Below are 25,637 nucleotides of genomic sequence, written 5' to 3'. Positions count from 1 at the left end.
TCGTTCAGAATCGATGTGCGAAGCCCGTGCCCAGTCGGCATGGGCTTTTGTCGTTCTGGCCCGTCAACCCCCTTCCTGATCGGACCCTCCCATGTCTGCTCTTGCCCTGTTCAACCGCGTGCTCGACCGGTTGGAAGAAACGCTGATCGCCATTCTGATGGCGGCGGCGACCTTGCTCATTTTTGTTGCCGTCGTGCATCGCTATATGGCGGGCTTTGCCATTCCGGGCTTGCAGGACTGGCTGTTGTCGCTCAACTTGAGCTGGGCGCAGGAACTCTGCATCTATATGTTCGTGTGGATGGCCAAGTTCGGCGCGGCGTATGGCGTGCGCACCGGCATCCATGTGGGCGTGGACGTGTTGGTCAACCGCCTTGCGCCGGAAAAACAAAAACCCGTCATTCTGTTCGGTCTGCTGGCCGGAGCGCTGTTCACCGGCACGGTTGCGGTCATGGGCGCGAACTTTGTCTGGCATGTCGCCCATACCGTCCAGACTTCGCCCGATCTCGAAGTGCCGATGTGGTGGGTGTACCTGGCGATTCCGCTCGGATCGTCGTTGATGTGCTACCGCTTTTTGCAGGTCGCTTGGCGCTTCAACCGCGACGGGCAATTGCCGCACCACGATCCGGGCGCGGTGGAAGGGCTGGATGAGCCGATGGAGATCGCGCCCGGTGCGGACAACATTCATCCGGTGCCGCAGATGGGAGGTGCGAAATGAGCGCGCTGATCATTTTCGCCCTGCTGCTCGCCCTGATGCTCACGGGCATGCCCATTTCCATCGCCCTCGGGCTGACGGTGCTCACCTTCTTGTTCACCATGACCGATGTGCCGATCCAGGCCGTCGCGCTCAAGCTGTTCACCGGGATCGAGAACTTCGAGATCATGGCGATTCCGTTCTTCATTCTGGCCGGCAACTTTCTGACCCACGGTGGCGTGGCGCGCCGCATGATCACCTTCGCCAGCAGCCTCATCGGACATTGGGCCGGCGGGCTGGGGCTGGCCGGGGTGCTGGCTTGCGCGCTGTTCGCCGCGGTGTCGGGGTCCAGCCCGGCCACCGTGGTGGCGATCGGCTCCATATTGATGCCGGCCATGGTCAAGGCCGGGTTTCCGCCGCGCTTCGGAGCCGGGGTCATCACCACCTCGGGCGCGCTGGGCATTCTCATTCCGCCGTCGATCGTGATGGTGCTGTATTCAGTTTCCACCAATTCGTCGGTGGGCGCGCTGTTCATGGCCGGGGTGGTGCCCGGCATCATGCTGGCCACTATGCTGGGCGCGACCACCTGGTGGCGCGCCTGGCGAGGCAAGTACCCGCGCCAGCCTCGGGCGACTTGGGCGCAGCGCGGCAAGGCGCTGCGTGAGAGTTTCTGGGGGCTGATGCTCATCCTCATCGTGCTGGGCGGCATTTACAGCGGCATGTTCACCCCTACCGAGGCGGCGGCGATGAGCGCGGTGTATGCCTTCATCATCGCCGTGTTCGTCTACAAGGATCTCAAGCTCAGCGATGTGCCGCGGGTGCTGCTGGCTTCGGCCAATATGAGCGCCATGCTGCTTTACATCATCACCAACGCGGTGCTGTTCTCGTTCCTGATGACCTCGGAGCACATTCCGCAAAACATGGCGCAGTGGCTGCTGGGCGCGGGCCTGGGGCCGATTGCCTTCCTGCTGCTGGTGAATGTGCTGCTGCTGGTGGCCGGCAATGTGATGGAGCCGTCGAGTATCGTGCTGATTCTCGCGCCCATTCTGTTTCCCGTGGCCATGCAACTGGGCATCGACCCGATCCACTTCGGCATCATCATGGTGGTGAATATGGAAGTGGGCATGTGCCACCCGCCGGTGGGCCTCAACCTTTATGTCGCCAGCGGCATCGCCAAGATGGGCATCACCGAACTCACCATCGCGGTGTGGCCTTGGCTGCTGACCATGCTGGTGTTTCTGGGCCTGGTGACCTACATCCCGGCAATCAGCCTGGCATTTCCGCGCTGGCTGGGCATGGTGCAGTGAACCCTAGCGCGGCTCAGAGGGTGTGAATGAATTCGGCGTAGCCGAGCAGTGCGCCCAAAGGGTTCCAATCAAGGCGCAAAGCACAGCCGTGCCCATCGGCACGGCGCGCGCTTACAACACCGAACGCAACGCCGAGTGGGGCGATTTGGGCGCGATGAGCGGGCATGGCGGATTTGTTCACACCCTCTCAGGCCGCTTGCGCTTCGTCGGGCTGGCTGCAGGTCCATTTCTCGCCCATGTCGGACGAGAGGTAGCCGACCAGGCGGAAGTTGTCTTGCGTGGCGATATTTGGCAGAGTGCGGTAAATGGCCACGCCATAAGCCCCTCGCAGCCGGGCGTGCTCCGCCTTGGCCAGCGCCTCGACGACTGCGTGGTCGCCGACGGCCACGACATAACTGTGCTGCTCGGCCTCGCCGTGGTGGAAGGCCTGGGCGAAATAGATGAATGTGTTGGCGTTTGTCATGGAAAACCTCCTTGCGTAAGCCGAATGATCAATGCGAAAAGCATAGGACGTTCTGCGCTGGATCAGATGATGAAATCGTGACAAGCGATAACGAGGTGGGGCCGTCAAGCGGCCCGGCTGCGATCAAACTGAGATGCGCCCCGCTACTCGCGGAGCGCATCGGCTTTGCGCCTGGTCACTTCGCCGATCAGATCGCCGTCCACAGATAGAGATAGAGGGTATTCATATCCCGTGCATTGGTGCCGGCGCCGTCAAAATTGGTTTTGGCCCCGAGATATTTGTTGTACAGCGTGTACTGCAAACCGATCCGCAGATTTTTCTCGGGGTTGACCCAGCTCTTGCCAAACGGATTCCAGTCGATTTCAAAAATGGCGCCGTTGGTATTCGGGCTGTTGGTGCGCGAGCTGTAACCGTTGCCATAAACCGCGGCGTCGGAGGAGCCAGTGGTTTGAAACAGCCCGAGCGTTGCCCCGTAAGTATTGTCACGCCAGTAGGCCACGTTCAGATTGGCCGAGTTCAGCGTGTTGCTGCCGTTACTCGCGTTGCCTTGCAACAGCGCTTGGTTCAGGTTCTGGCGTTCGTGCATATAAATGGCGTTTGCGGTGATGATGTTCGGGCCGCCATTGAGGAATTGATAGGTCGCATCCAGACCGATGTCGCGATAGTCGTCTGTGGGCAGTCCGGGTAGACCGCTGGTGTTGATGCGGGCGTCAAATCCCAGCAGGCCGGCCTCGAATACATGAGGGCCGACGGTTTTGGAGTACCACAGCCGCCAGTAGGGCGCTTCGCCTTGCAGGGAGGCGTTGCCCGCATGCAGTGCGTTGGCCCAGTAAGTCGAAAGGTTGTGATAAGCACCAGCCTCCGCATACCAGCTGTTGTCAATCATCGTGTACGCCGTGGCGCCCACGACACTTTGCCCCAGGTTGTAAATGACGGGGGATACCGGCGGACCGCTGTTGCCGAATGGCGGCGCCATATAGCTGTATTGCCAAGCGGGCGTGGTGTTCCACACGTCCGACAGAGTGGGGTTGTTGTTCAGACTCATGCCGAACAGGCCGCTGGCGGAGCCGAGTGTGTAGGCGTGGGCGTAGCGCAGCTCGGTGTTGTCCCAGGCCAGGTTTTGCGAACCTGGGTCGGAATAGGTGGCCTGCCCCAGCATGCCCACGTGGTCGGTAATGCGACCCGCCAGAAAAATGGAGGCCTGCTGCAGCGCGGTGAAGTTGTCGTTGGCGCTGAATCCTGCGGGCGGCGGGCCCATGTAGTTGTTGTTGCCATAGCTCTGCGCCTGGTGGGTGTAAGAAGCCACCAGCATGGCCGACAGCGGAATGTGTTTTTTGCCGTCGCTCAGGGTGTAGCCATCGAGCTTGAACGCACGGCCAAAAGGCGTGAGCTGCGGGCCGAAGCCGCCGACGTGACAGGCGATACAGTCCTGCCCGGTCTGGCGGGCAAAGGCGGGCACGGCTTGCGCATTGGGCGCCCACGCTAGGCAGCCGATCAAGCCGGTCAACGCCGCGAGGCTGTATTTCAATCGGCGCGCAGACTCACGCTGTCGGGTGAAGAACTGGCGGAAAAAAACGTTTTGTGAACAAGGGATGAGAGACATGACGACCTCCATGTTTTTCCTTGCGGCGACTGCGACAAATTGGCGCACAACGCTGAAGGGGTTTTGTCATGTCTGCATTCTGGGCGCCCTGTGTTCCGCGAGCTTGATTCAAGTCAACGACATCTAAATACTTGAATGTAATCAGATGCAACGTCTGAGCGCCTCAGAAGGGTCAGCGCAGCCCGGCCCTGGGGCGCTCAGATGAACAGGGCGGTGATCTGATCGATATAAGCCTGCATGGCCTCAGCGCGGGGCATGCCTTTGCGTGCGGCCCAGGCATCCCATTTGGCACGGGCGACGAAATCGGTCAAACCGGGGCGCTCGCCCGAAACGTCGCCCGCGCTGCCTTGTTTGTATAGGCCGTAGAGTTGCAGCAGGGTTTGGTTGTCGGGGCGGGTGGTGAGGGTTTTGGAATGGGCGACGGCAGCGTCGAAGGCGGTCTGAAGCTCGGCGGAAATGGGGGTGTCGGTCATGAGAAAAAGCACGGTCGTTCGAGAGTGCGCATCATACGGCCCGGGTGGGCGGCGGTCTTAAGCCGATCCTCAGGCGGCGTCGTTAGGCTGCGACAGCTGAGGGCATGTCCGTACTGTGACAACGGCCGCGCCCTCACGGCACAATGCCGCAGTTTTCGCGTTTTCGGGAGCCGTTTGCCTCATGCCACCTCAAGCCTCTCCACAGTCGTATCGCTTCGCCCTCAGACATTTCTATTCGCTCGCCAAACCGTACTTGGTTTCGGAAGAGAAGAAAAAGGGCTGGGGTCTGCTTTTGCTGGTGCTGGCGATGAATCTGGCGCTGGTTTGGGTGAATGTGAAGCTCACGCAGTGGAACGGCGATTTTTTCAATGCGCTGCAGGCAAAGAATTTCGGCGCGTTCAAGCAACTGCTGCTGTACTTCACTGGCTACGCCTTTCTCTACATCGCCCTGGCGGTGTATTCACAGTACTTTTTGCAGATGCTGCAGATCAACTGGCGGCGCTGGATGACCGAGGTGTTTCTCAAAGACTGGCTGGCCGGTGGCACGCATTACCGCATGTCGCTGCGGCAGGGCAACACCGACAACCCGGACCAGCGCATCGCCGACGACATCGGCGGTTTCATCAACGGCAGCCTGAATCTGTTTTTCGGCTTCGTCTCCTCGCTGGTCACGCTGTTTTCTTTTCTGGTCATGCTGTGGATGTTGTCGGGCGCGGTCACCCTGTTCGGCATCACCATTCCCGGTTACATGGTGTGGGTCGCCATTCTGTATGCCGGTGTGGGCAGCGTGCTGGCGCATTGGGTGGGCAAGCCGCTGATCCGGCTCAACTTCTACCAGCAGCGCTACGAGGCGGATTTCCGCTTCGGCCTGGCGCGTACCCGCGAGCACGACGAAGGCATTGCGCTCTACAACGGCGAGCAGCGCGAATTGGCCGGGCACCGCGACCGGTTCGCCAATGTGTGGAGCAACTGGTGGGGCATCATGAAGCGGCAGAAGCTGTTCACCTGGTACAGCGCGTTTTACGGCCAGCTCGCCATCATCTTCCCCATCCTGGTGGCCGCACCGCGTTACTTTGCCGGGCAGATTCAACTCGGTGGCCTGACGCAGACGGCGCAGGCTTTCGGCCAAGTGCAGGGGGCGCTGTCCTGGTTCATCGGCGCGTACACCAGCATTGCCGACTGGCGCGCCACCGTCGAGCGTCTGCAGACCTTTGTCGAGGCCATGCAAAACGCGCAGAGCCATCCGCCTACGCCCACGGCGCCCGCTTCCGCAGGTCTGCCCTCAGACCGGTCATCAAGCGCTGCGATCGCTTCGGCCGGTGTGGTGCCGCTGCGCAGCGCGCGCGAGTCGGTGGCGCTGGGCGATCTGCTGCTGCTCTCTCCCGACGGACGGCCGCTGCTGCAATGCGCGGGTGAGCACATCAGCCGCGGCCAGCACACCCTGTTCACCGGGCCGTCGGGCAGCGGCAAGAGCACGCTGGTGCGCTGGCTCGCCGGTATCTGGCCCTACGCGCTCAACACCGCGCACGCGCACGCGCCATCGGGCCGTACGCTGTTCCTGCCGCAAAAGCCGTATCTGCCGCTGGGCACGCTCAAACAGGCGCTCACCTATCCGCAAAGCCCGGAAGACTTCACTGCCGCGCAAATCAGCGAGGCGCTGCAACTCGCCCGCGTGCCTTATCTGGAGGCCGCGCTGGAGCAGACCGATACATGGATGCAACGCCTCTCGCCCGGCGAGCAACAGCGCCTGGCCGTGGCCCGCGCCCTGCTCATCGCCCCGGACTGGTTGTTCATGGACGAGGCCACCAGCGCGCTCGATGCACCAACCGAACGCGCCATGTACGCGCTTTTGCAGCAGCGTCTGCCCGACGCCACGCTGGTCAGTGTGGCGCACCGTGTGGGCGTGATCGGATTTCATGCGCAGATTTACGCGGTCGTGGCCGACCCCTCCGGCGAAGGCCCGGCGCGCATGGAAAAACGCGATGCCGAGCGGGCGCAAAAGGCAGCGCTGGGCGACGAGGGCGCACCGGGGGCGCCAGCCTTCGCATCGTGATGCGGCAGTGATGCTCCTTTCTGACGATCTGTCCGCCGCCGGGTTTGACCAGCCCTTCGAGCTGCTGCGCGGCTGCCATGCCCGCATCACCCGCATGGACGCTCTGCTGCTGCGGCTGATCGATCATGTGGCGCTCAAGGAAACGCAGGGCCGCCCCAAGTTTCCTTGTTCCCCACGGGGGGCGGGGCGGCGTGCCGACCCTGGGGGCGCACAAGAAGGCACGGACGCACAGGCGCAGCAGGCGGCCGGCAAAGTGCTGCGCTACTTCGATGTAGCCGCGCCGCTGCACCATGAAGACGAGGAACTGCATGTGTTTCCGCTGCTGCGCGTTTCGGCGGAAGAGTGGGACGGCGACGACGCGGTGCTGGAAACGCTTGAAAGCGATCACCGCGTGCTGGACGTGCTCTGGGCCGAGTTGCGCGACTGGCTGCTGCAAGTGAAAGCCGCGCAGGCCCTGCCCGCGTCGGCGCTCATCGCCAATGCGGCGCAACGCTTCAGCGCCCTGCACGCCGCGCATATTGCCATCGAAAACACGCGGATTTTTCCGGCCGCGCAAGCGCGCATGAATGCCGCCCAAATCACGGCGATGGGCCAGGACATGGCTGCTCGCCGTGGAGTGCGCTGGCCTTCCGATTAAGGTCTGTTCACGCCATTGGTGTGAGAAAGGCGTGATCGTCTGTCGCGGTTTCGCAGCGCTGCGCGTTACTTCAGAACCTGCTCCCAAGACACACGAGGTCATCGCCATGTCTGAACCGCTCATTCCCGCTGCACTCAACACCCCGAAGCGTCGCCTCGCGGCTCTGATCTTGCCTGCTGTTGCCGCGCTGGGGCTGGGCGGTTGCGTGGTGGCGCCCGTGCCGCCGCAATATGGCTACGGTGCGCCTGCGTATGACGTGGTCAGTGTGCCGCCTCCCGCCCCGCAGTACGAGGCGGTCGGTGTGGCGCCCTACCCCGGGGCGGTGTGGATCACCGGCTATTGGGGCTGGGTAAACGGTCGCTACATCTGGAACCGGGGCTACTGGCACGCGCCACGCCCTGGCTACCGTTGGGTGCCGCATCGCTGGGTGCAGCAAGGCGGCGGTTGGCACGGTCAGGGCGGCCGCTGGGAACGGCGCTGATCCTCCAAGGGATGCGCACCCGTGATGCGGCGCGGGGTTGATGCGTCACCCCAGCCCGCGCACCACGTCCAGCGCTTCTTCGATGCGCGACACCGGGTGCAACTCCAGCCCTTCGAACTGTTTTCCCGCACCCTTGGGGGCATTGGCAGCCGGAATGATGGCAGCAGAGAAGCCGAGTTTGGCGGCTTCGCGCAGACGCTCCTGGCCGCGCGGGGCGGGGCGGATTTCACCCGCCAGGCCGACTTCGCCGAAGGCCAGCAGACCGCGCGGTAGCGGGCGGTTGCGCAGCGAACTCTGAATGGCCAGCAGCACGGCCAGATCGGCCGCGGGCTCGGTGATACGCACCCCGCCCACGGCGTTGACGAACACGTCTTGATCGCCGCTGGCGACTCCGGCATGGCGGTGCAGCACGGCCAGCAACATGGCCAGCCGCGCCGCGTCCAGGCCCACGGACAGGCGGCGCGGGCTAGGCGCGGCGGCGTTGTCCACCAGCGCCTGCACCTCCACCAACAGCGGGCGGGTGCCCTCCAGCGTGGCCAGCACGCAGGTGCCCGGAACCGGCTCGGCGTGGGTGGAGAGGAAGATGGCCGAGGGGTTGGACACGCCTTTGAGGCCATGCTCGGTCATGGCGAACACGCCCAGTTCATTCACCGCGCCGAAGCGGTTCTTGATGGCGCGAATCAGCCGGAAGCGCGACTGCGTGTCGCCCTCGAAATACAGCACGGTATCGACCATGTGCTCCAGCACGCGCGGCCCGGCGAGCGCGCCTTCCTTGGTGACGTGGCCGACCAGCACTAGGGTGATGCCGCTGGCCTTGGCCGCGCGGGTGAGTTGCGCCGCGCATTCGCGCACCTGCGACACCGACCCCGGCGCCGACGACAGCGCCTCGGTGTAAACCGTCTGGATGGAGTCGATCACCGCGATGGAATAGGCCCCCACGTTCGCATTCGCTCGCTGCTCCCCGAGGGGGGCATCCCCACCCCGACCCTCCCCACCCGTGGGGAGGGAGTGATTGCTCCTCCCCCGCTCAGTGGGGGAGGTTGGGAGGGGGAAACGCCCGCCTTGGGACGGCCCGACACCGGGGCCGCGTGCTAATTCGTCGAGCATGACTTCCAGCTGCGTTTCGGCCATCAGCCGCACCGGCGCGTCTTTCAGCCCCAGACGTTGGGCACGCAGCGCCACCTGCGCGGCGGACTCCTCGCCGCTGATATAGAGCACCGGCAGTTCGGCGGACAGATTGGCGAGCACTTGCAGCAGCAGGGTGGACTTGCCGATGCCCGGATCGCCGCCGAGCAGCAAGACGCCGCCGGGCACCAGGCCGCCGCCGAGCACGCGGTCGAGTTCGTCGATGCCGCTGGTGCGGTGTGCGTGGTGCTCGGCCTGCACCTGCGTGAGCAGCACCGGGCCGCTCGCCGCGGTGAGGCCGCCGCGCCCGGCGAACTGCGCTGCCGCGGCGCCGTGCCGTGCGCCGGGGCGGGCGGCATCGGTGCTGCGCTCTGCCGTTTCCACCAAGGTGTTCCAGGCCTGGCAGTGCGGGCACTGGCCCTGCCACTTGGCGGACTTGCCGCCGCATTCGGAGCAGATATAAACAGTTTGGGGTTTGGCCATAGGTGTAGTCACAGAAACTCGCCGGGCCGTCCCAAGAGTTTCTGGCCCCTTGAGGGGAGAACCGAGCGTAGCGAAGGTTTTCGGGGTGGGCTATTCCCTACTCCACCCGCACCGGCACGCGGGCAGCCAGGGCGCACATCAGCTCGTAGCCGAGGGTGCCCGCCGCTGCCGCAACCTCGTCGATCGAGAGCTCGGCCTGCGCGTCCTGTCCCCACAGCAGCACGGGGCTGCCGATCATGGGCCGGTTGCCTGCGGCAAACACCGGCTCGAGATCGACGGTGATCATGTCCATCGACACCCGGCCGACCAACTGCGTGCGCACGCCGTCCACCACGATGGGCGTACCGTTGGGGGCGACGCGCGGGTAGCCATCGGCATAGCCGCAGGCGACCACGCCGATGCGCATGGGGCGCGGCGCGGTGAAGCGCGCGCCGTAGCCCACACACTCGCCCGCAGCGATGTGCTGAATGTCGATGAGCTCGCTGCGCAGACTCATGGCGGGGCGCAGCTTCCAGTGCGCCGCGTCTAGCGCCATCCCGGTGGGCGAGCTGCCATAGAGCGCAATGCCGGGCCGCACCCAGTCGGTCGCCACGCGCGGGTCGGCGCCGTGCACCAGCACCGCGGCGGAATTGGCCAGGGTGCGTTCGCCCGGCAGATGGCCCACACCGCGGGCGAATCGTGCCAGCGCTTCGTCGATTCCGCCCGCTTCGTCGGCGCAGGCGAAGTGGGTCATGTGGGTGATTTCGCCCACCTGCGGCAGCGCGTTCAGCCGCTCCCAGGCGGCGGCGTAGGCCTCGGGCGAAAAGCCCACGCGGTTCATGCCGGTGTTCATTTTGAGGAACACGCGGTGCGTGCGGTTGCCGCGGTGCACCGCCAGCCAGTCGATCTGTTCGCGGCAATGCACTACATGCCAGAGGTTGAGGCGTTCGCAAAGCGCGAGGTCTTCCGGGGCGAAACAGCCTTCGAGCAGCAGAATGGGGCCGACCCAGCCGAGCGCGCGCAGCTTCTCGGCCTCGGTCAGATCGAGCAGCGCGAAACCGTCGGCCGTGCGCAGCGCGCCATACGCACGGGCGATGCCGTGACCGTAGGCATTGGCTTTGACCACGGCCCAGACCTTGCTCGCGGGCGTGGCCTGGCGGACTCGCAGGAGGTTGTGGGAGAGCGCGGCCGTGTGGATCACGGCGGAAATCGGGCGGGGCATGGCAGCTCGGGCAGAGGGTTGAGGCCAGCATTGTCGCAAATGCCCTGAAATGCCCTGTGCTATAAACCTCGGCAGCCTGCGGGTCTGTTCCCGCAAGCCGCCAGCCATGCCGCACGCGCCAGCCCGCCTCATTCATCGCAATCCCTGATCTTGTTCTCACCCAACGATACGACACAGCCTGCCGCAGCATCGCGGGCAGCCACGCGATGAAAAAAGGCTTTTACTGGATCATGGCGGCGCAGTTTTTTTCTTCGCTGGCCGACAACGCGCTGCTCATCGCCGCCATCGCCCTGCTGGTGCAGATGCAGTCGCCCGACTGGATGACGCCGCTGCTCAAATTCTTTTTCACCATCTCCTATGTGGTGCTTGCGCCTTTCGTGGGGGCGTTTGCCGATGCCATTCTGAAATGGAAGGTGATGTTCATCACCAATCTGGTGAAAGTGGCCGGGCTGGTGCTCATGCTGATCTCGGTGCACCCGCTGCTGGCTTACGGCGTGGTGGGCCTGGGCGCGGCGGCCTATTCGCCGGCCAAGTACGGCATCCTCACCGAATTGCTGCCGCCGCAGCAACTGGTCGCGGCCAATGGCTGGATCGAGGGCACCACGGTCAGCTCCATCATTCTGGGCACGGTGCTGGGCGGGTTTTTGGTGAGTCAGGCGGCGTCGGGTTTTTTGCTGGGGCTGCCCGGGCTGGCTGCGGTTGGTATCAACACCACGCCCGAGGCGGCCATTCTGGTCATCACCCTGGTGTATTTGCTGGCGGCCTTATGCAATTTGCGCATTCCCGATACCGGGGCGCGTTACGAAAAACAGAAAACCCGGCTGGTGGCGCTGCTGGTGGATTTTGCGCATTGCACCAAGGTGCTGTGGACGGACAAGCTGGGGCAGATTTCGCTGGCGGTCACCACCCTGTTCTGGGGCGCGGGGGCGACGTTGCAGTTTATCGTGCTGAAGTGGGCGGAACACGCACTGGGGCTGGATCTCACCATGGCGTCGGTGATGCAGGCAGCTGTGGCGCTGGGCGTGGCCGCAGGGGCCATCAGCGCCGCCGTGCGCGTGCCGCTGAAAAAGAGCCTGAGCGTGCTGCCGCTGGGCGTGGGCATGGGGCTGACCACCGTGGCGCTGGCGTTTTTCAACCGCGAGCTGCTGCCCGACGTGCAGCTGCATTTCTGGGTGGTGCAACTGCCGCTTTACATGCTGTTCGCCTATGGCTTCATGGTATTCATCGGCGCATTGGCCGGGTATTTTGTGGTGCCGATGAACGCGCTGCTGCAGCACCGGGGCTATGTGCTGCTGTCGGCGGGGCATTCGATCGCGGTGCAGAACTTCAACGAAAACGTCAGCGTGCTGCTCATGCTGCTGTTCTACGCCCTGCTCATTCGCCTGAACCTGCCGGTGCCGTGGGTGATTGCGCTGTTCGGCACCTTTGTCTGCGTCAGCATGTTTCTGGTCATCCTCTGGTATCGCCGCAACCAGAGGGAGCGCGACTGGACGCAACTGATCGGCGAGCCGCGTCACGAAGAGCATCATTCTTAACATTCTGCCGCTTCGCCCTGTCTTCAAACCGTCGCAAAATCGGTCTAACCCCCGATGTCCTTTCCAGGAGCGCCACCATGAATGACGTGCAGCACTACAGCAATCTCCTTTTGCAATACGCCACCGAGGCGGGAATGAAAATTCTCGCGGCCATCGCGCTGTGGATTCTGGGCCGCTGGCTCATCCGCATTGCCGACAAACTGCTGCGCGGCGTGCTGGACAGGCAGCATTTCGACCCCATGCTCACGCGCTACATGCTCAGCTTCATGAACATCGCGTTGAACATCGTGCTGGTTGTGGCCATTCTGGGCTATTTCGGGGTGCAGACCACCACCTTCGCCGCCTTGGTGGCAGGAGCTGGCGTGGCTATCGGCGCGGCGTGGAGCGGCCTGCTGGGCAACTTCGCGGCGGGCGCCTTTCTGCTGGTGCTCAAGCCCTTCAAGGTGGGCGATTTCGTCAAGGCGGGTGATGTGACCGGCACGGTGAAGGAGGTCGGGCTGTTCGTCACCTCCATCGTCACACTCGACAACGTGCTCACCTTTGTCGGCAATGGCAAGATTCTGGGCAACAACATCGAAAACTATTCGACCAACGACTACCGCCGCGTCGAACTCAAATGCCAGCTTTCCAGCGACGCCGATCATGTCGCCGCCATGGAACTGCTGCGCAAACAGGTGCAGGCCATTCCCAATGTGTTGACCGATCCGGCACCGGTGATTGAAATTCTGGAGTTCAACAGCGTCGGGCCGGTGCTCACGGTTTTTCCCTTCTGCAACAACGCCCACTATTGGCAGGTGTATTTCGACACCAACCGCACCATCCGCGAAACGCTGACGCAGGCCGGTTTCGCCTACGCCCTGCCCAAGCAAGTCTGGGTGGGCAAGGCGGCGTAACGATGCGGAACGCTTGGCCGTCGATGTTCGTGCCCGGCCTCGGCCGGCAGGGTTGAGTATGGACGCCTTGCGCCTCGGCCCCATCGTCTTGCCCTGGGTGCCGCTGTTGCTGGTGCTGGGTTATGCCGTGGCGGTTTGGGTGGCGGGCGTGGCGCAGAAGGCGGGGCGCGGCAATGCCGAGCCCGCGCTGCTGCCGCTGCTGATTGGGGCGCTGGTCGTGGCGCGCGCCGTGTTCGTTGCACGGCACAGCGCAGACTATTCCAGCGTGCTGGCGATGATCGACATCCGCGATCGCGGCTTCGATCCCTGGGCGGGCTGGGCCGCGGCGGCAGCCGGTGTGGCGTTCTGGGTCTGGCGGCGCCCAGCCTTGCGAATGAGCCTGCCGCTGAGCGCCAGCGCCGGAGCCGCCGTTGTGCTGGCGGGCATGGGAGCGCTCACCTTATTGCAACCGGCGCGCCCGCCTCTGCCTGATCTCACCCTGCAAACGCTGCAGGGTCGCTTGGTGGCGCTGGCCAGCCTGCGTGGCCAGCCGCTGGTGGTCAATCTCTGGGCTACCTGGTGCCCGCCTTGCCGCCGCGAATTGCCGCTGCTGATCCAGGCCGCGCAGCAGCAGACCGGGGCGCGCATCGTGCTGGTCAACGAAGGTGAGGCGGCGACGCGCGTGGCGGCGTATTTGCAGCGCGAGCAACTCACCGATCCGGGGGTGCTGCTCGATCCGGGCAACCGGCTGCTGTCGCTCTATCAGTCTCCCGGGCTGCCCACCACCTTGTTCATCCGCGCCGATGGCACGGTGCAGCGGGTGCACATCGGCGAGTTGTCGGCGGCGACGTTGCAGCAGGGCATCGCCGCGCTGCGCAAGTAACGGCGAGTGGGCGCAATCCCGGTGCGTCAGGCGTCGGTGTTCAGCGCTTTGCGCCGCGCGGCGTGCAGCAGGCGGCGGGCCGAGGCGTCGGCGAGCAGGCGGCCGTGCTGCGCCATCCAGTCTTGCGCCAGACGGCCCAGCGGCGTGGCGGGCTGGCGCGGATCGACCGGGCAGCGGAAGTTGCGTACCCAGTCGGCCACATCGGCAGCGGGCATGGGCCGCGCCAGCGCGTAGCCTTGGCCGGTATCGGCGCCCAGCAGGGTGGCAGCTTCGACCAGGTCGGGCGTTTCCAGCCCTTCGACGACCACCCACAGGCCCAGGCTTTGCGCCAGCTGCACCAGCGCGCCGATGAAGCCGATGGCCTGCTCGGGGTCGCGTCCGGCTTCGCGCACCAGGCCCTGATCGATTTTGACAGTATGAAACGGCAGGGTGCGCAGGCGCAGCAGGCTGGAGTAGCCACTGCCCAGATCGTCCATCACCAGCCGCACGCCGGTGGCGGCGAGGTCGCGCACCGCATCGTCGCGGCGCTGCGGATTGTCGAATTCGGCGTTTTCCAGCATTTCGAGCGACAGGCGGTCGGGGGCGACACCGGCCTCGCGCAGCGCCGATTCGACGCGGCGGCGACAGTCTTGCTGCAGCAGCACGTCCAGCGGCAGGTTCAGCCCCAGGCTCAGGCGCAGACCCTCGGCATCCCAGCGGGCGATGTGCGCCAGCGCCTGCGCCAGCCCGCCGCGAAACAGGCGAGAGAGTTCGGCCTGGCCGAACCACGGCAGAAACTGCCCCGGCATGACGAGGCTGCCGTCGTCCATGCGCAGGCGGGCGAGGGCTTCGACGCCGTAAGGCTTGCCGGTCTGCAGATCGACCAAGGGTTGCAGATGCATCTCCAGCCCATGATCGAACAGACTGCTGCGCCAGCGCTGGCGCAGCACCACGGGCACGGGCTGCTGGCGGCCGTGAGCGTGCAGGCGCTGCCAGGCGCGGCTGAGCGTCTGGCCAAGGTTGTCGAGAAAGCTGCGCGCCGCGCCGCGCTCGAACATGGCCGGGTAGCCGCCGTACAGGCTGAGGATGACGACCACGCGGCCATTGCGGTCGGTCAGCGGAACCGAGGCGGCGCTGCGAATACCGGCGTCGCGCGCCGCCTCGCGCCAGGGGGCGCCGGGGGTGTCGTGCGCGTAGCTCGCCAGGGTGCTGATTTTCTCGGTCTGCCAGGCCGTAGCCGTGGGGCCGAGGCTCTCGGCGTGCGCACCTTGCAGCTTGGGCACTTTGATGCCGCCGTAGTGCTTCTTCATGGCGCGGGCGTAGGGTTCGAGCCCGGAAGACAGCTCGACGACGAATTCGCCGTTGGCATCGGGTGCGCCCAAAGCGGCCGCTTTGACCCCGGGCAGGGCGGCCAGCCGGTCGAGCGCCATTTGCATGAATTCGCTCCACGCGGTGCCGTCCTGCAGCGCGTGTTCCAGCGCGATGACGCTTTGCTGGAACTGCTCGCGGATCGTCTGCGCCGCTTCCACCTCGGTCTGCAGCTCGGTTTGCAGCCGCGCAGTGAACAACTGGACGATGCGCCGACGGTCTCGCGGACGGGCGCTCAAGCCCTGACTGCGATCGATCAGCGCCTGCAGATAAAGCCCCGCAGACTGCACCAGCAGCTGCGTGGGCACGCCCACCAGGGCGTGGATCTGGCCGATGCGCGTGGCTTCGCGCACATGCGTGTCCTCCAGCAGATCCGGGTTGAGCAGCAGCCGGAAATGATCGGCCTGCCGCGCCTTGAGATGATCGAATTCCTCTGGGGTGAGGTGGCTGAGGAGTTGGCGCGATTCGGCGTCGTGTTCGAGCAGGCTGTAAAACTGCGCGATGAATTCCGTTGCCGCGGCGACGAAAGATGGGGCGGCGATGCGCAACAGCTCCTGCGCTTGCGCTCCATAGGGCTGCGGCACCCAGTGCTCGGGGCCGTCGCCGAGAAAGTCGGCTTCAATCTCCTGCCCCCAGTGCAGCCACCAATGGCGACGCGTGTGCTTGTGCAGCTTGACGGTGTGCAGCGCGACGTCGGCGTGGCGCAGCAGGGTGTCGGGATCGGGGCCGTCCTGCGGGAACAGCGCCAGACCCATGCTGAGCCGTAGGGGATGGGTTTTGCCACCGGGCAGCGGCACACTCAGCGGCAGCAGGGCGCCCAGCGCCTCGATGCGGCGGGCGATGGCCTGCGCCCCGCCTGCGCTGTGGAGCGCGAGCACGAACTCATCGCCGCCGATGCGCGCGAGCAGGTCGTCGGGTTCGAGCCGGGCGCCGAGCTGGCGGGCGACCTGCACCAGCACCTCGTCGCCGACGGCGTGGCCCCAGTCGTCGTTGATCGCCTTGAAGTCGTCCAGGTCGAGCAGACCCAGCGCCACGGTGGCGCCTTGCGCCTGCGCGGCTTGCAGCCGCTGCGGCAGCCATTCGTCGAGGGCGTAGCGGTTGGGCAGGCTGGTGAGGGCGTCGTGCCGCGCCTGCCAGCGCAGGCGTTCCTGCGCGGCGCGGCGTTCGCTGATGTCTTGCCCGACCCAGACCGAATCGACTCCGGGCTGGCCCGTGACGGCCTGGCCGGTGAGTTCGCACCAGAACAGGCTGCCGTCGCGCCGCCGCATGTGCACCTCGCGCGTGACCGACTCGCCGCGCGCCATGGCCGCGTAGATATCGGCGCCGATAGCCTGGAACTCGGCGTCGTCGGCATAGATTTCGCGTGCCGGCACGCCCTGCACAGACTGCAGATCGGGGTAGCCGAACATCTCGACCATGCGCGCATTGCCACTGCGGATGACGCGGTCTCCCACTAGCGCGATGCCCACCAGCGCGTTGTCGAGCATGGCCTGGCGCAGCCGCGTCTCGGTCTCGCGCTCGCGCTGCAGCGCGTCCATGCGCAGCAGCGCGCCGGCCATGGAGGCGACGAATTCGAGCAGCTGGGTTTGCGCCGCATCGGGCAGGCCGGGTACGGTGCTGGTCAGGGCAAAACTGCCGATCACCTGGGCGCCGTCGCGCACCGGCCACGACCAGCAGGAGCGCAGGTTGCATTGCTCGGCTGCGGCGCGCAGGTCGTCCCAGCGATCATCCGTGGGGATGTCTGCAATGAAGGTGGGTGCGTTGTGCAGCACCGCATTGCCGCAGGAACCGGCATGCGGCCCGGGCGTGAGCCCGTCGAAGGCGCTCAACAATTCCGGCGGGCCGCTGGGCAGCGCCAGCGGGTGCAGGTCGCCGTCCGGCCCCAGCCGCAAGAGGCTGGCGAGACGTCCCGGCACCGCCTGCTCGGCCATGCGGCACAGCAGCGCCGCCAACTCGGTTACCGGGCGCCCGGCCGCCAGCCCCCGCAGGATTTCGCTGGGCAATTCGAGCAGTCCGAGGGACGCGTTCTGATCGGGCATGATGAAGGATGCAATGGAGATCGGGCGGCAGTCTTTCGCCAGCGCCCAGTAAAACGCGACTTTACGATGTCGCGCCGCGCAGCGGGCGTGAATTTTTCTCGAAATCGCCCAGCCAAAGTGAGACTCGGCGACGCCCGCGTGCAAACCCGCTATCTTGCGCAGCTTGGATCCGCACCCTGCGGCCTGACGTTTTTTCTATGCCGACCTCATCTGCAATCACCTTGGCCGCCATCGGCGGTCTGATGCTCAATGCCTTCGTCTGGGGCGTGTCGTGGTGGCCGTTCCGCCATTTCAATGGTCTGGGCCTCAATCCGCTGTGGGCCACCGCGGCGATGTACGCGGTGAGCACGCTCATCATCGTGGCGGCGCGGCCATCGGCGGTGCGGGCGCTTTGGCGGCATCCGCCGCTGTGGGGCATTCTCATCGCCTCGGGAGCGACGAACGCGGCGTTCAACTGGGGCGTGACCGAGGGCGACGTGGCGCGGGTGGTGCTGCTGTTCTATCTCATGCCGGTCTGGGCCACACTGCTGGCGCGCTGGCTACTGAACGAAAAACTCACAAAGCTGGTCGGCCTGCGCCTGACGCTGGCCCTGGCCGGGGCGATGGTGGTGTTGTGGCCGCAAGGGGGTGGTCTGCCGCTGCCGCAACATCCGGCAGACTGGCTGGGTGTGATCGGCGGTATGTTTTTCGCGCTCAACAATGTGCTGCTGCGCAAATATGCGCACACGCCGCCCGAGGCGCGCGGCCTGGCGATGTTCGCCGGCGGGGTGATCGTGGCGGGCGGCGCCGCGGCCCTGCTGACCGCCAGCGGCGCCGTTGCGCCCATGCCTGCGCCGGCGCCGGGGTGGCTGATGGGCGTGGTGTTGATGGCGCTGGCTTTTCTGGCGGCGAATCTGGGGCTGCAGTATGGCGCAGAGCGGCTGCCGTCTGCGCTGACGGCGGTGGTGATGACGGTGGAAATCGTGTTCGCCAGCGGCAGCGCCGTGCTGCTCGGCGTGGAGCGTCTGAGCGCGCAGGCGCTGTGGGGCGGCTGCCTGATTCTGCTGGCGATCTTACTGGCCGCCTGGCCTGCGCGAAAGCAGCCCGAGGCCGATACGGTGCTGGAGGTCAGTGGCGGAAGCCGCCGCTGGCCGTGATGCTGGTGGTGTCCACGTAGTCGGAGCCGGAGTGGTTGTCGGGCGAGAAGTGCACGGTGAAGCCGCCGAGGTTCTCGTTGCCCATGCTGTTGAGGGCGTCCATCAGGTTGGCGCGGGTGAGCGTCTTGCCGGCTTTGCGCAGGGCCTGCACCAGCACCTTGGCGTCGATATAGCCTTCCAGGCTGGTGAAGTCGTAATCGCCCTTATGCCCGGCGCTGTTCATCGCGGCCTGGTACTCGCGCACCAGCGGGGTGACGGTGGAGAAGGGAAAGGGCACGACCTGGGTGATGATCACGCCGTTGCCCTCGGGGCCGAGCGCCTTGGCGAGCGCTTCAGAGCCGACGAAGCTCACGTTGGCGAACTGGCCGCCGTAGCCCTTGGCGATGGCCTGCTGATTGAATGCCGCCACTTCGGTGTAGGTGCCGACTTCCACAATGAGGTCGGGCTTGGAAGGCAAGATGGAGGCCAGCGCTCCTGCCACATCCACCGTATTGCGTTTGACCGTGCCAGTGGCCACGGGCTTGAGATCGTGCGCGGCCAGGGCTTTTTGCACGCCCGTCAGTCCGGCCATGCCGTAGGCGTCGTCCTGGTAGAACACGGCGATTTTTTTCAGGCCGAGGAACAGGAACTGATCGACGATCTTGCGGGTTTCGTCGTTGTAGCTGGCGCGGATGTTGAAAATGTGGGGATCGACGGGGGAGCGCAGCCCCATCGCGCCGGTGAACGGGCCGATGAGGGGAATCCCGGCCTGATCGATCAGGGGTTTGGCTGCCAGGGTGGTGGGCGTGCCGACATAGCCCAGCAGGGCGAACACATCACCGCCGTTGATGAAGGTCTTGGTATTGGCCACGGCGCGAGCCGGCTCGTAGCCGTCATCGAGGCTGACCAGCTTGAGGCTGCGCCCGGCTACTCCGCCGTCGGCATTGACCTGCTTGAAATACGCCTCGATGCCCATGCGCAGCCGGATGCCGAGCTGCGCCGCCGGCCCGGTGAGCGGGGCCGACTGGCCGATGACGATTTGCGTGTCAGTCACGCCCGGCGTGGCCGCAAATGCGGACGTGGCCGCCATCAGACTCAGGCCAGCAAACAGGGTGGCAAAAAATTTCATCGTGGTCTCGGAAAAAATGCGTCGGCAAGGGTTCTGCAGTTCAGCCAGCCGGCCTGCGCTGCGAGCGTAGGGGACATCAGGGGAGGGGACGACCGGGTCGCGGAACAAGCCAGCATCCGCGCATGAAGCGAGCAGGGCCCCCCGACCCCTGTTTTTTGTAAATTTTTTGCATTGTCCACAACCCGGCCGAGGCTGACAACCGCATCCGCTGCGCTCAGAGGCGGAAATCCAACAGCGTTCAGGGTTTGCCGTGCAGCGCTTCGTCGAGCAGTTCCACCCAGTGCTGCACCAGAATGGTGGTGCCGGTCTGCAGATGCTGGATGCAGCCGATATTGCTGCTGACGATGCGCTGCGGCGCAGTTTCGGCCAGATGCTGCAGCTTGCGGTTGCGCAGCTCTTTCGACAACTCGGGCTGCAGCACCGAGTAGGTGCCGGCCGAGCCGCAGCACAGATGGCTTTCCAGCGGCAGCTTGACTTCGAAGCCCAGCTCGCGCAGCAGGGCCTCGGCCCCGCCGCGCACCTGCTGCGCATGCTGCAGGGTGCAGGGCGGGTGGTAGGCGAGATGGTCGACCGGCTTGTTTTTCAGCAAGGTTTTGAGTGATGCGGCGAACTGCGGCAGGTACTCGCTGATGTCCTGGCACAGCGCGCTGATGCGCTGAGCGCGTTCGGCATAGGCGGGGTCGTGCAGCAGATGGTGGCCATATTCCTTGACCATGGCGCCGCAGCCCGAGGCGTCCATGACGATGGCTTCGACCGCGCCGCTTTCCACCAGCGGCCACCAGGCATCGACATTGCGTTTCATGTCGGCCAGCGCGCCGCCGTGGTCGGAGAGATGCTGGCGAATGGCGCCGCAGCAACCGGCGCCGTCGGCCAGCAGCGGCTGCACGCCAACGGCATCGAGCACACGGGCGGTGGCCGCGCCGATATTGGGCATGAGCGTGGGCTGTACGCAGCCGCCCAGCATCAGCACTTTGCGGGCGTGGTCGCGCTGTGGGCGTTTGCCTGCGCGCTGCCGGGGGGGCACCTTGTCGCGCAGCGCGGCGGGCACCAGCGGGCGCAGCGCCTGGCCGAGCTTGATGGCCGGGGCGAACAGGCTGGAGGTCATGCCTTCGCGCAGCGCCCAACGGGCGAGTTTTTCTCCGGCGGGACGTTCCACCTTGGCATCGACCACGGCGCGGCCGATGTCCACCAGACGGCCGTATTCCACCCCGGACGGGCAGGTGGTCTCGCAGTTGCGGCAGGTCAGGCAGCGGTCGAGGTGCAGCTGGGTGGTGCGGGTGGGCGCCTCGCCTTCGAGCACCTGTTTGATCTGGTAGATGCGGCCGCGCGGGCCGTCGAGCTCATCGCCCAGCAGTTGATAGGTGGGACAGGTGGCGGTGCAAAAGCCGCAGTGCACGCAGTTGCGCAGAATGGCTTCGGCCTGCTGGCCTTCGGGCGTGCTGGCGAATTCGGGGCTGAGATGGGTTTCCATCGGGATCAGAAAAGAGTGGGGAACACGCCGTGCGGATCGAAGGCGGCCTTGACGTTGCGCTGAATGCGCAGCAGCGTGGCCTGCGCGGTGTCGAACACGGGCGCACTGGCGTCGCCGCCGCGAAAGCGTGTGGCATGGCCACCGGTCTGCCGGGCCGCTTCATGAATGATGGACGCCGGCGCGGCGCTGATGAGCCAGCGCAGGCCGCCGAACCATTCCACCAACTGCGTTCCGGAAAGATCGAGCGCGGGTGCGGTGGAGGGCAGCGACAGTCGCCAGAGCGCGGCCTGCGAATCGCCCGGCCAGGTGGGGGCGAACCAGGGCAGGGTCTGCTCGCGCAGCCCGGTCCAGAAAGCGGCGGCTTCCGTCTCGGCCATGCGTTCGCCGCCCAGACGGGTCTGCGCGGCCTGCACGGCCGCCTGCGCGCCGCGCAGCCGTAGGGTGAGCACGCCTTTGCCGGTGCCCGCGCTGCGATCGGGCAGCCAGGCGCTGGCGTTGAGCGGCAGGGGTTGCGCGGCCCAGGTGTTGCAGCGGGTGATGGCTTCGTCCTGCGTCATGGAGAAGCGCAGCGTGGTTTGCGCCGGGGCCACGGGCATGATTTTGAGCGACACGTCGAGAATGACCCCGAGCGAGCCGAGCGAGCCGCACAGCAGGCGAGAGACGTCGAACCCGGCGACGTTTTTCATCACCTCGCCGCCGAAGCGCAGCACCTCGCCCTTGCCGCCGAGCAGCGTGGCGCCGAGCACATAGTCGCGCACCCCGCCGGCGCTGATGCGCGCCGGGCCGCTCAGGGCGCTAGCCACCATGCCGCCCAGCGTGGCGCGGCCGATGCGGGCGAAGTGCGGCGGCTCGAAGGGCAGGAACTGGTGATGCTTGGCCAGCGCCGCCTCAATCTCGGCCAGCGGCGTGCCCGCCCGCGCGGTGATGACCAGCTCGGTCGGCTCGAAATGGGTGATGCCCGACAGCTGCGTGGCGTCGAGCGTGTGTTCGGCGGCATCCACCCCGCTGTGCTGCGCGGCGGCCCACCACGGCGCTTTGCTGCCGCCGCCGTGAATGCGAATGCGTTCGCCGCGCGAGGCGGCTTCTCGCACCAGGTCTTGCCAAAGAGGAATCAGATCGTCTGCTTGCATGTACGGGACGCTGCGGCGCGGGGTCGCAGCCAAGATCGGAATGCGACGCGGTTAAAACCGGGGAAGGTTGGGAAACGGCAGCAGGCCGCCGCGCACATGCATCTTGCCGTACTCGGCGCAGCGGGCGTGGGTGGGAATCTGCTTGCCGGGATTGAGCGTTTCACCCGGATCGAAGGCGCGGCGGAAGGCGAAAAACTGCTCGCGCTCTTCAGGGCTGAACTGCACGCACATGGCGTTGATCTTCTCGAAGCCCACGCCGTGCTCGCCAGTGACCGTGCCACCCATGGCCACGCTGGTCTCCAGAATCTCGGCGCCAAATTCTTCGGCGCGGTGCAGCTCGCCGGGCTGGTTGGCATCGAACAGGATGAGCGGGTGCAGATTGCCGTCGCCCGCATGGAACACGTTCACGCAGCGCAGCCCGTACTTGCTCTCCATGCCCTGAATGGCTTCGAGCATGTCGGCCACGCGCTTGCGCGGAATGGTGCCGTCCATGCAGTAATAGTCGGGCGAGATGCGGCCGGTGGCGGGAAAGGCGTTTTTGCGCCCGCTCCAGAAGCGCAGACGCTCGGCCTCGCTTTCGCTGCACTTGAGCTTGGTTGCCCCGCAGCGAGACAGCACTTCGGTCATGCGGCCGATTTCTTCTTCGACCTCTTCTGGCGTGCCGTCGCTCTCGCACACCGTCATGGGCTGATCCATCATTTCCAGCCCGGCCGGAATGATGCCCGCGGCGATGATGGCCGCCACCGCGTCGCCCGCCTTGCGCAGGTCGTCGAAGCTGGCCATGATGCAGCGCGCCAGAACGGGTTTGGGCAGCAGCTTCACCGTCACTTCGGTGACGACCATGAGCATGCCTTCGCTGCCGATCACGGCGGCCAGCAGATCGGGGCCGGGACAGTCGCAGGCCAGCCCGCCGAGGGTCAGCGGCTCGCCCTCCACCGTGTAACCGCGCACCTGCAGCACGTTGTGCACGGTGAGGCCGTATTTGAGGCAATGCACGCCGCCAGAGTTTTCGGCGATGTTGCCGCCGATGGTGCAGGCGATCTGGCTGCTCGGGTCGGGCGCGTAGAACAGGCCGTGCGGCGCTGCGGCCTCCGAAATCGCCAGGTTGCGCACCCCGCATTCCGCCGTGGCGGTGCGGGCGATGGGGTCGATGCGCTTGATGCGGTTGAACCGCGCCAGCGCCAACAGCACCCCGTCTTCATTGGGTAGCGCCCCGCCCGAAAGGCCGGTTCCCGCGCCCCGCGCCACCACCGGCACGTTCAGCTTGTGGCAGGCCTTGAGCACCGCCGCCACCTGCGCTTCGGTTTCCGGCAGCACGACGACCAGCGGTTTGCGCCGATAGGCCGAAAGGCCGTCGCACTCGTAGGGCGTGACCTCCTCCGGCTGCCAGAGCAGGATGTGCGGCGGCGCCACCGCACCAAGCGCGGCGACCACTTCGGCCTGCCGCGCCGCGCGCGCGGCCAAGTCAGGTTGGAGGGGGGCATTCATAGCGAGTCTTCCGGAAAAATATATTGGTTTTACTGGCGGATTATCCCGTTTGCTGCGCTGCAGCGGGGCAGGAGTAACCCGGCTTTTTGCGATTTGTCGAAGGCAAAGCTGTGTTGCGCAAAAGTCAGGGCGCGGTGTACGACGGCGAGGCAGACTGATGTCCGTTTTCGGCCAGACTTCGTTGCGCTGCGCGACTAGAGTGAGGGCATGCAACTCGATCCCGACACCTGCTACAGCGCGCTGCTCACCCGCGACCGCCGCTTCGATGGCTGGTTTTACGTCGGCGTGTCGTCCACCGGGGTGTATTGTCGGCCGGTGTGTGCGGTGCGCACGCCGCTCAAACGCAACTGCAGCTTCTATCCCAGCGCGGCGGCGGCGGAGCAGGCGGGTTATCGGCCCTGCCTGCGTTGCCGCCCCGAACTGGCGCCGGGGCACGGCGTGCTCGACCTCTCGGGCCAGTTGGCCCGCGCTGCCGCTGCGCTGATCGACCAGGGGCTGACCGATCCCGCCGGATTGAGCGCCGTGGCCCGGCGCGTGGGCATCACGCCGCGGCATTTGCGGCGCATCTTCGAGGCGGAATTCGGCGTCTCGCCCGTGGCGTATGCGCAGACGCAGCGGCTGCTGCTGGCCAAGGGTCTGCTCACGGACACAACGCTGCCGATGGCGGCGGTGGCCGGCGCGGCGGGCTTTGGCAGCGTGCGGCGGTTCAACCATCTGTTTCGCACCCGCTATGGGTTGACGCCGCTGAGCCTGCGGCGCACGGGCGGGGCCTGCGGGCAGGAAGACCTGCTCACCGTGTCGCTCGCCTACCGGCCCCCCTACGCCTGGAGGCAGATGGTCGATTTTCTCGCGCGTCGCGCGGTGGACGGTGTGGAGCATGTCAGCGCCGATGGCTACGGCCGCGCGGTGGCGCTTAACAGCGAGCCGGGCTCGGCGCCAGTCACAGGCTGGATCGCGGTGACCCACGAACCCCAGCGCCACAGCCTGCGCCTTACCCTGCCGCCGGGCACATCGGCCGCATCGTGGGCGGTGTGCGGCGCTTGTTCGACCTCGATGCCCGCCCGGATCTGATCGACGCCCATCTGCCCGAATTCGCCGCCGAGGCGCCCGGCCTGCGCATTCCCGGCGCCTTCGACGGGTTCGAGATCGCCATGCGCGCCGTGGTCGGCCAGCAGATCGGCCTGCCGCAGGCGCGCCTCATTCTTGGCCGCCTGGCGCAGCGTCACGGCACCTCCGTGCCCGATGCGCCCGACGGTTTGCGCCGCACCTTGCCCGACGCGGCCACGCTCGCCGCCTGCACCCCCGAGGCGCTGCGCGCCTGCGGCCTGACCGGCGCCCGCGCCCTCAGCCTGCACGCGCTGGCGCTGGCCGTGGCCGAGGGACGCGTGGCGCTGCAGCCGCTCGCCCCGGTCGAGCCCACGCTTGCGGCGCTGCAGGCCCTGCCCGGCATCGGTGACTGGACGGCGCAGCTGATTGCGCTGCGCGGTCTGGGCTGGCCGAATGCCTTTCCCGCCGGCGATCTGGTGTTGCGCAAACAACTCGGCCTGGCCCGTCCGGCCGACATGCTGGCCCATGCCGCGCGCTGGGCGCCGTGGCGGGGCTATGCCGCGGTGCATCTGTGGCGCCGCGCGACTGAAGGAGAAACATCGTGAAAACCGTCTTGGTCATGGACAGCCCGCTGGGCGCGTTGCAACTCACCGCCGAGGAAGATGGGCTCACTGCCCTGAGTTTTCTCGACGACGCAAAGCCCCCAACCGCCGCCGACACACCTCTGCTGCAGCGCGCCCGCGAGCAACTTCAAGCCTATTTCAGCGGCGACGCCATCGCCTTCGATCTGCCCTTGCGGCCCCAGGGCACGCCGTTCCAGCAGGCGGTCTGGCGGGCGCTGCAGACCGTACCCTACGGACAGACGATCAGCTATGCGCTGCTCGCGCAGCGGCTGGGCCTGCCCGCCAGCCATGCGCGCGCCGTGGGTGCGGCAGTGGGGCGCAACCCGCTGCTCATCATCGTGCCCTGCCACCGCATCATCGGCCATGACGGCCGCTTGACCGGCTACGCTGCCGGCCTGCCGCGCAAGCAGGCGCTGCTCGATCTCGAACGCGCGGCCTGAG

Annotated in this window: 20 protein-coding genes and 1 pseudogene; 11 read left to right on the top strand and 10 right to left on the bottom strand. The window is 66.0% G+C overall.

The window, feature by feature from the left end; translation table 11 throughout:
* The first annotated feature begins 91 nt into the window (after positions 1–91).
* Positions 92–715: a TRAP transporter small permease gene (locus B7X30_RS04510; RefSeq protein WP_013122339.1), complete on the top strand. Its 624-nt coding sequence runs from the start codon at positions 92–94 to the stop codon at positions 713–715.
* On the top strand, positions 712–1,998 hold the full coding sequence (locus B7X30_RS04505) for a TRAP transporter large permease (protein WP_286729309.1): 1,287 nt from the start codon (positions 712–714) through the stop codon (positions 1,996–1,998). The genes B7X30_RS04510 and B7X30_RS04505 overlap by 4 nt, the downstream gene beginning before the upstream one ends.
* 187 nt (positions 1,999–2,185) lie before the next feature.
* Here the strand turns inward: B7X30_RS04505 and B7X30_RS04500 are convergent, their stop codons facing one another.
* The 3 genes from B7X30_RS04500 to B7X30_RS04490 all read right to left on the bottom strand — a co-directional run bounded on the left by B7X30_RS04500 (position 2,186) and on the right by B7X30_RS04490 (position 4,537).
* The gene (locus B7X30_RS04500; protein ID WP_286729308.1) at positions 2,186–2,461 is read right to left on the bottom strand and encodes a hypothetical protein; all 276 of its coding nucleotides are present in this window, start codon (positions 2,459–2,461) and stop codon (positions 2,186–2,188) included.
* Between the two features lie 187 nt (positions 2,462–2,648).
* Positions 2,649–4,064 carry a cytochrome c1 protein gene (locus B7X30_RS04495; RefSeq protein ID WP_286729307.1) on the bottom strand — a complete coding sequence of 472 codons (1,416 nt, stop codon included), beginning with the start codon at positions 4,062–4,064 and terminating at the stop codon, positions 2,649–2,651.
* Between the two features lie 197 nt (positions 4,065–4,261).
* Positions 4,262–4,537 (bottom strand): acyl-CoA-binding protein, encoded by a 276-nt coding sequence (locus B7X30_RS04490; protein WP_286729306.1) that lies wholly within the window; start codon positions 4,535–4,537, stop codon positions 4,262–4,264.
* Positions 4,538–4,718: 181 nt separating this feature from the next.
* Here B7X30_RS04490 and B7X30_RS04485 point away from each other — a divergent pair, with 181 nt between their 5' ends.
* The 3 genes from B7X30_RS04485 to B7X30_RS04475 all read left to right on the top strand — a co-directional run bounded on the left by B7X30_RS04485 (position 4,719) and on the right by B7X30_RS04475 (position 7,708).
* Entirely contained in the window at positions 4,719–6,590 is a 1,872-nt protein-coding gene (locus tag B7X30_RS04485) for an ABC transporter ATP-binding protein/permease (protein WP_286729305.1), read from the top strand.
* Between the two features lie 10 nt (positions 6,591–6,600).
* Positions 6,601–7,227: a hemerythrin domain-containing protein gene (locus tag B7X30_RS04480; RefSeq protein WP_286729304.1), complete on the top strand. Its 627-nt coding sequence runs from the start codon at positions 6,601–6,603 to the stop codon at positions 7,225–7,227.
* Between the two features lie 106 nt (positions 7,228–7,333).
* Entirely contained in the window at positions 7,334–7,708 is a 375-nt protein-coding gene (locus B7X30_RS04475; RefSeq protein WP_286729303.1) for a hypothetical protein, read from the top strand.
* A gap of 45 nt (positions 7,709–7,753) precedes the next feature.
* Here the strand turns inward: B7X30_RS04475 and radA are convergent, their stop codons facing one another.
* On the bottom strand, positions 7,754–9,316 hold the full coding sequence (gene radA, locus B7X30_RS04470; RefSeq protein WP_286729302.1) for a DNA repair protein RadA: 1,563 nt from the start codon (positions 9,314–9,316) through the stop codon (positions 7,754–7,756).
* A 97-nt stretch (positions 9,317–9,413) separates the two neighbouring features.
* The gene (gene alr / locus B7X30_RS04465) at positions 9,414–10,517 is read right to left on the bottom strand and encodes an alanine racemase (RefSeq protein ID WP_286729301.1); all 1,104 of its coding nucleotides are present in this window, start codon (positions 10,515–10,517) and stop codon (positions 9,414–9,416) included.
* Positions 10,518–10,723: 206 nt separating this feature from the next.
* Between alr and lplT the strand changes: the two genes are divergently transcribed.
* From lplT to B7X30_RS04450, 3 genes are all read left to right on the top strand, one after another.
* Positions 10,724–12,052, top strand: a complete 1,329-nt coding sequence (gene lplT, locus B7X30_RS04460) for a lysophospholipid transporter LplT (RefSeq protein ID WP_286729300.1) — start codon at positions 10,724–10,726, stop codon at positions 12,050–12,052.
* Between the two features lie 77 nt (positions 12,053–12,129).
* Positions 12,130–12,945, top strand: a complete 816-nt coding sequence (locus B7X30_RS04455; RefSeq protein WP_013104846.1) for a mechanosensitive ion channel family protein — start codon at positions 12,130–12,132, stop codon at positions 12,943–12,945.
* Between the two features lie 58 nt (positions 12,946–13,003).
* Positions 13,004–13,807: a TlpA family protein disulfide reductase gene (locus tag B7X30_RS04450; RefSeq protein WP_286729298.1), complete on the top strand. Its 804-nt coding sequence runs from the start codon at positions 13,004–13,006 to the stop codon at positions 13,805–13,807.
* Between the two features lie 26 nt (positions 13,808–13,833).
* On the opposite strand, the gene B7X30_RS04445 is transcribed toward B7X30_RS04450, so the two are convergent.
* Entirely contained in the window at positions 13,834–17,193 is a 3,360-nt protein-coding gene (locus B7X30_RS04445; protein ID WP_286729297.1) for an EAL domain-containing protein, read from the bottom strand.
* A gap of 197 nt (positions 17,194–17,390) precedes the next feature.
* On the opposite strand from B7X30_RS04445, the gene B7X30_RS04440 reads away from it, so the two are divergent.
* Positions 17,391–18,329, top strand: a complete 939-nt coding sequence (locus B7X30_RS04440; RefSeq protein WP_286729296.1) for a DMT family transporter — start codon at positions 17,391–17,393, stop codon at positions 18,327–18,329.
* On the opposite strand, the gene B7X30_RS04435 is transcribed toward B7X30_RS04440, so the two are convergent.
* The 4 genes from B7X30_RS04435 to B7X30_RS04420 form a co-directional block, all read right to left on the bottom strand.
* Entirely contained in the window at positions 18,301–19,437 is a 1,137-nt protein-coding gene (locus B7X30_RS04435) for an ABC transporter substrate-binding protein (protein WP_286729295.1), read from the bottom strand. The two genes, B7X30_RS04440 and B7X30_RS04435, sit on opposite strands and share 29 nt — an antisense overlap.
* A gap of 238 nt (positions 19,438–19,675) precedes the next feature.
* On the bottom strand, positions 19,676–20,908 hold the full coding sequence (glcF, locus tag B7X30_RS04430) for a glycolate oxidase subunit GlcF (protein WP_286729293.1): 1,233 nt from the start codon (positions 20,906–20,908) through the stop codon (positions 19,676–19,678).
* A 5-nt stretch (positions 20,909–20,913) separates the two neighbouring features.
* The gene (gene glcE / locus B7X30_RS04425) at positions 20,914–22,038 is read right to left on the bottom strand and encodes a glycolate oxidase subunit GlcE (RefSeq protein WP_286729291.1); all 1,125 of its coding nucleotides are present in this window, start codon (positions 22,036–22,038) and stop codon (positions 20,914–20,916) included.
* A 51-nt stretch (positions 22,039–22,089) separates the two neighbouring features.
* Positions 22,090–23,526: an FAD-linked oxidase C-terminal domain-containing protein gene (locus B7X30_RS04420; protein WP_286729289.1), complete on the bottom strand. Its 1,437-nt coding sequence runs from the start codon at positions 23,524–23,526 to the stop codon at positions 22,090–22,092.
* 207 nt (positions 23,527–23,733) lie between these two features.
* On the opposite strand from B7X30_RS04420, the pseudogene B7X30_RS04415 reads away from it, so the two are divergent.
* Positions 23,734–25,178: pseudogene (locus B7X30_RS04415) on the top strand (AlkA N-terminal domain-containing protein).
* Complete coding sequence (locus tag B7X30_RS04410; RefSeq protein ID WP_286729287.1) at positions 25,175–25,636, top strand: methylated-DNA--[protein]-cysteine S-methyltransferase; 462 nt, start codon at positions 25,175–25,177, stop codon at positions 25,634–25,636. Before B7X30_RS04415 ends, B7X30_RS04410 begins: the two are co-directional and overlap by 4 nt.
* Position 25,637: the final 1 nt, after the last annotated feature.

Source organism: Thiomonas sp. 13-64-67 (assembly GCF_002282795.1).
In the GTDB taxonomy this organism is placed as follows: Bacteria; Pseudomonadota; Gammaproteobacteria; order Burkholderiales; family Burkholderiaceae_C; genus Thiomonas; species Thiomonas arsenitoxydans.
This window is presented reverse-complemented; position numbering and strand designations above follow the sequence as displayed.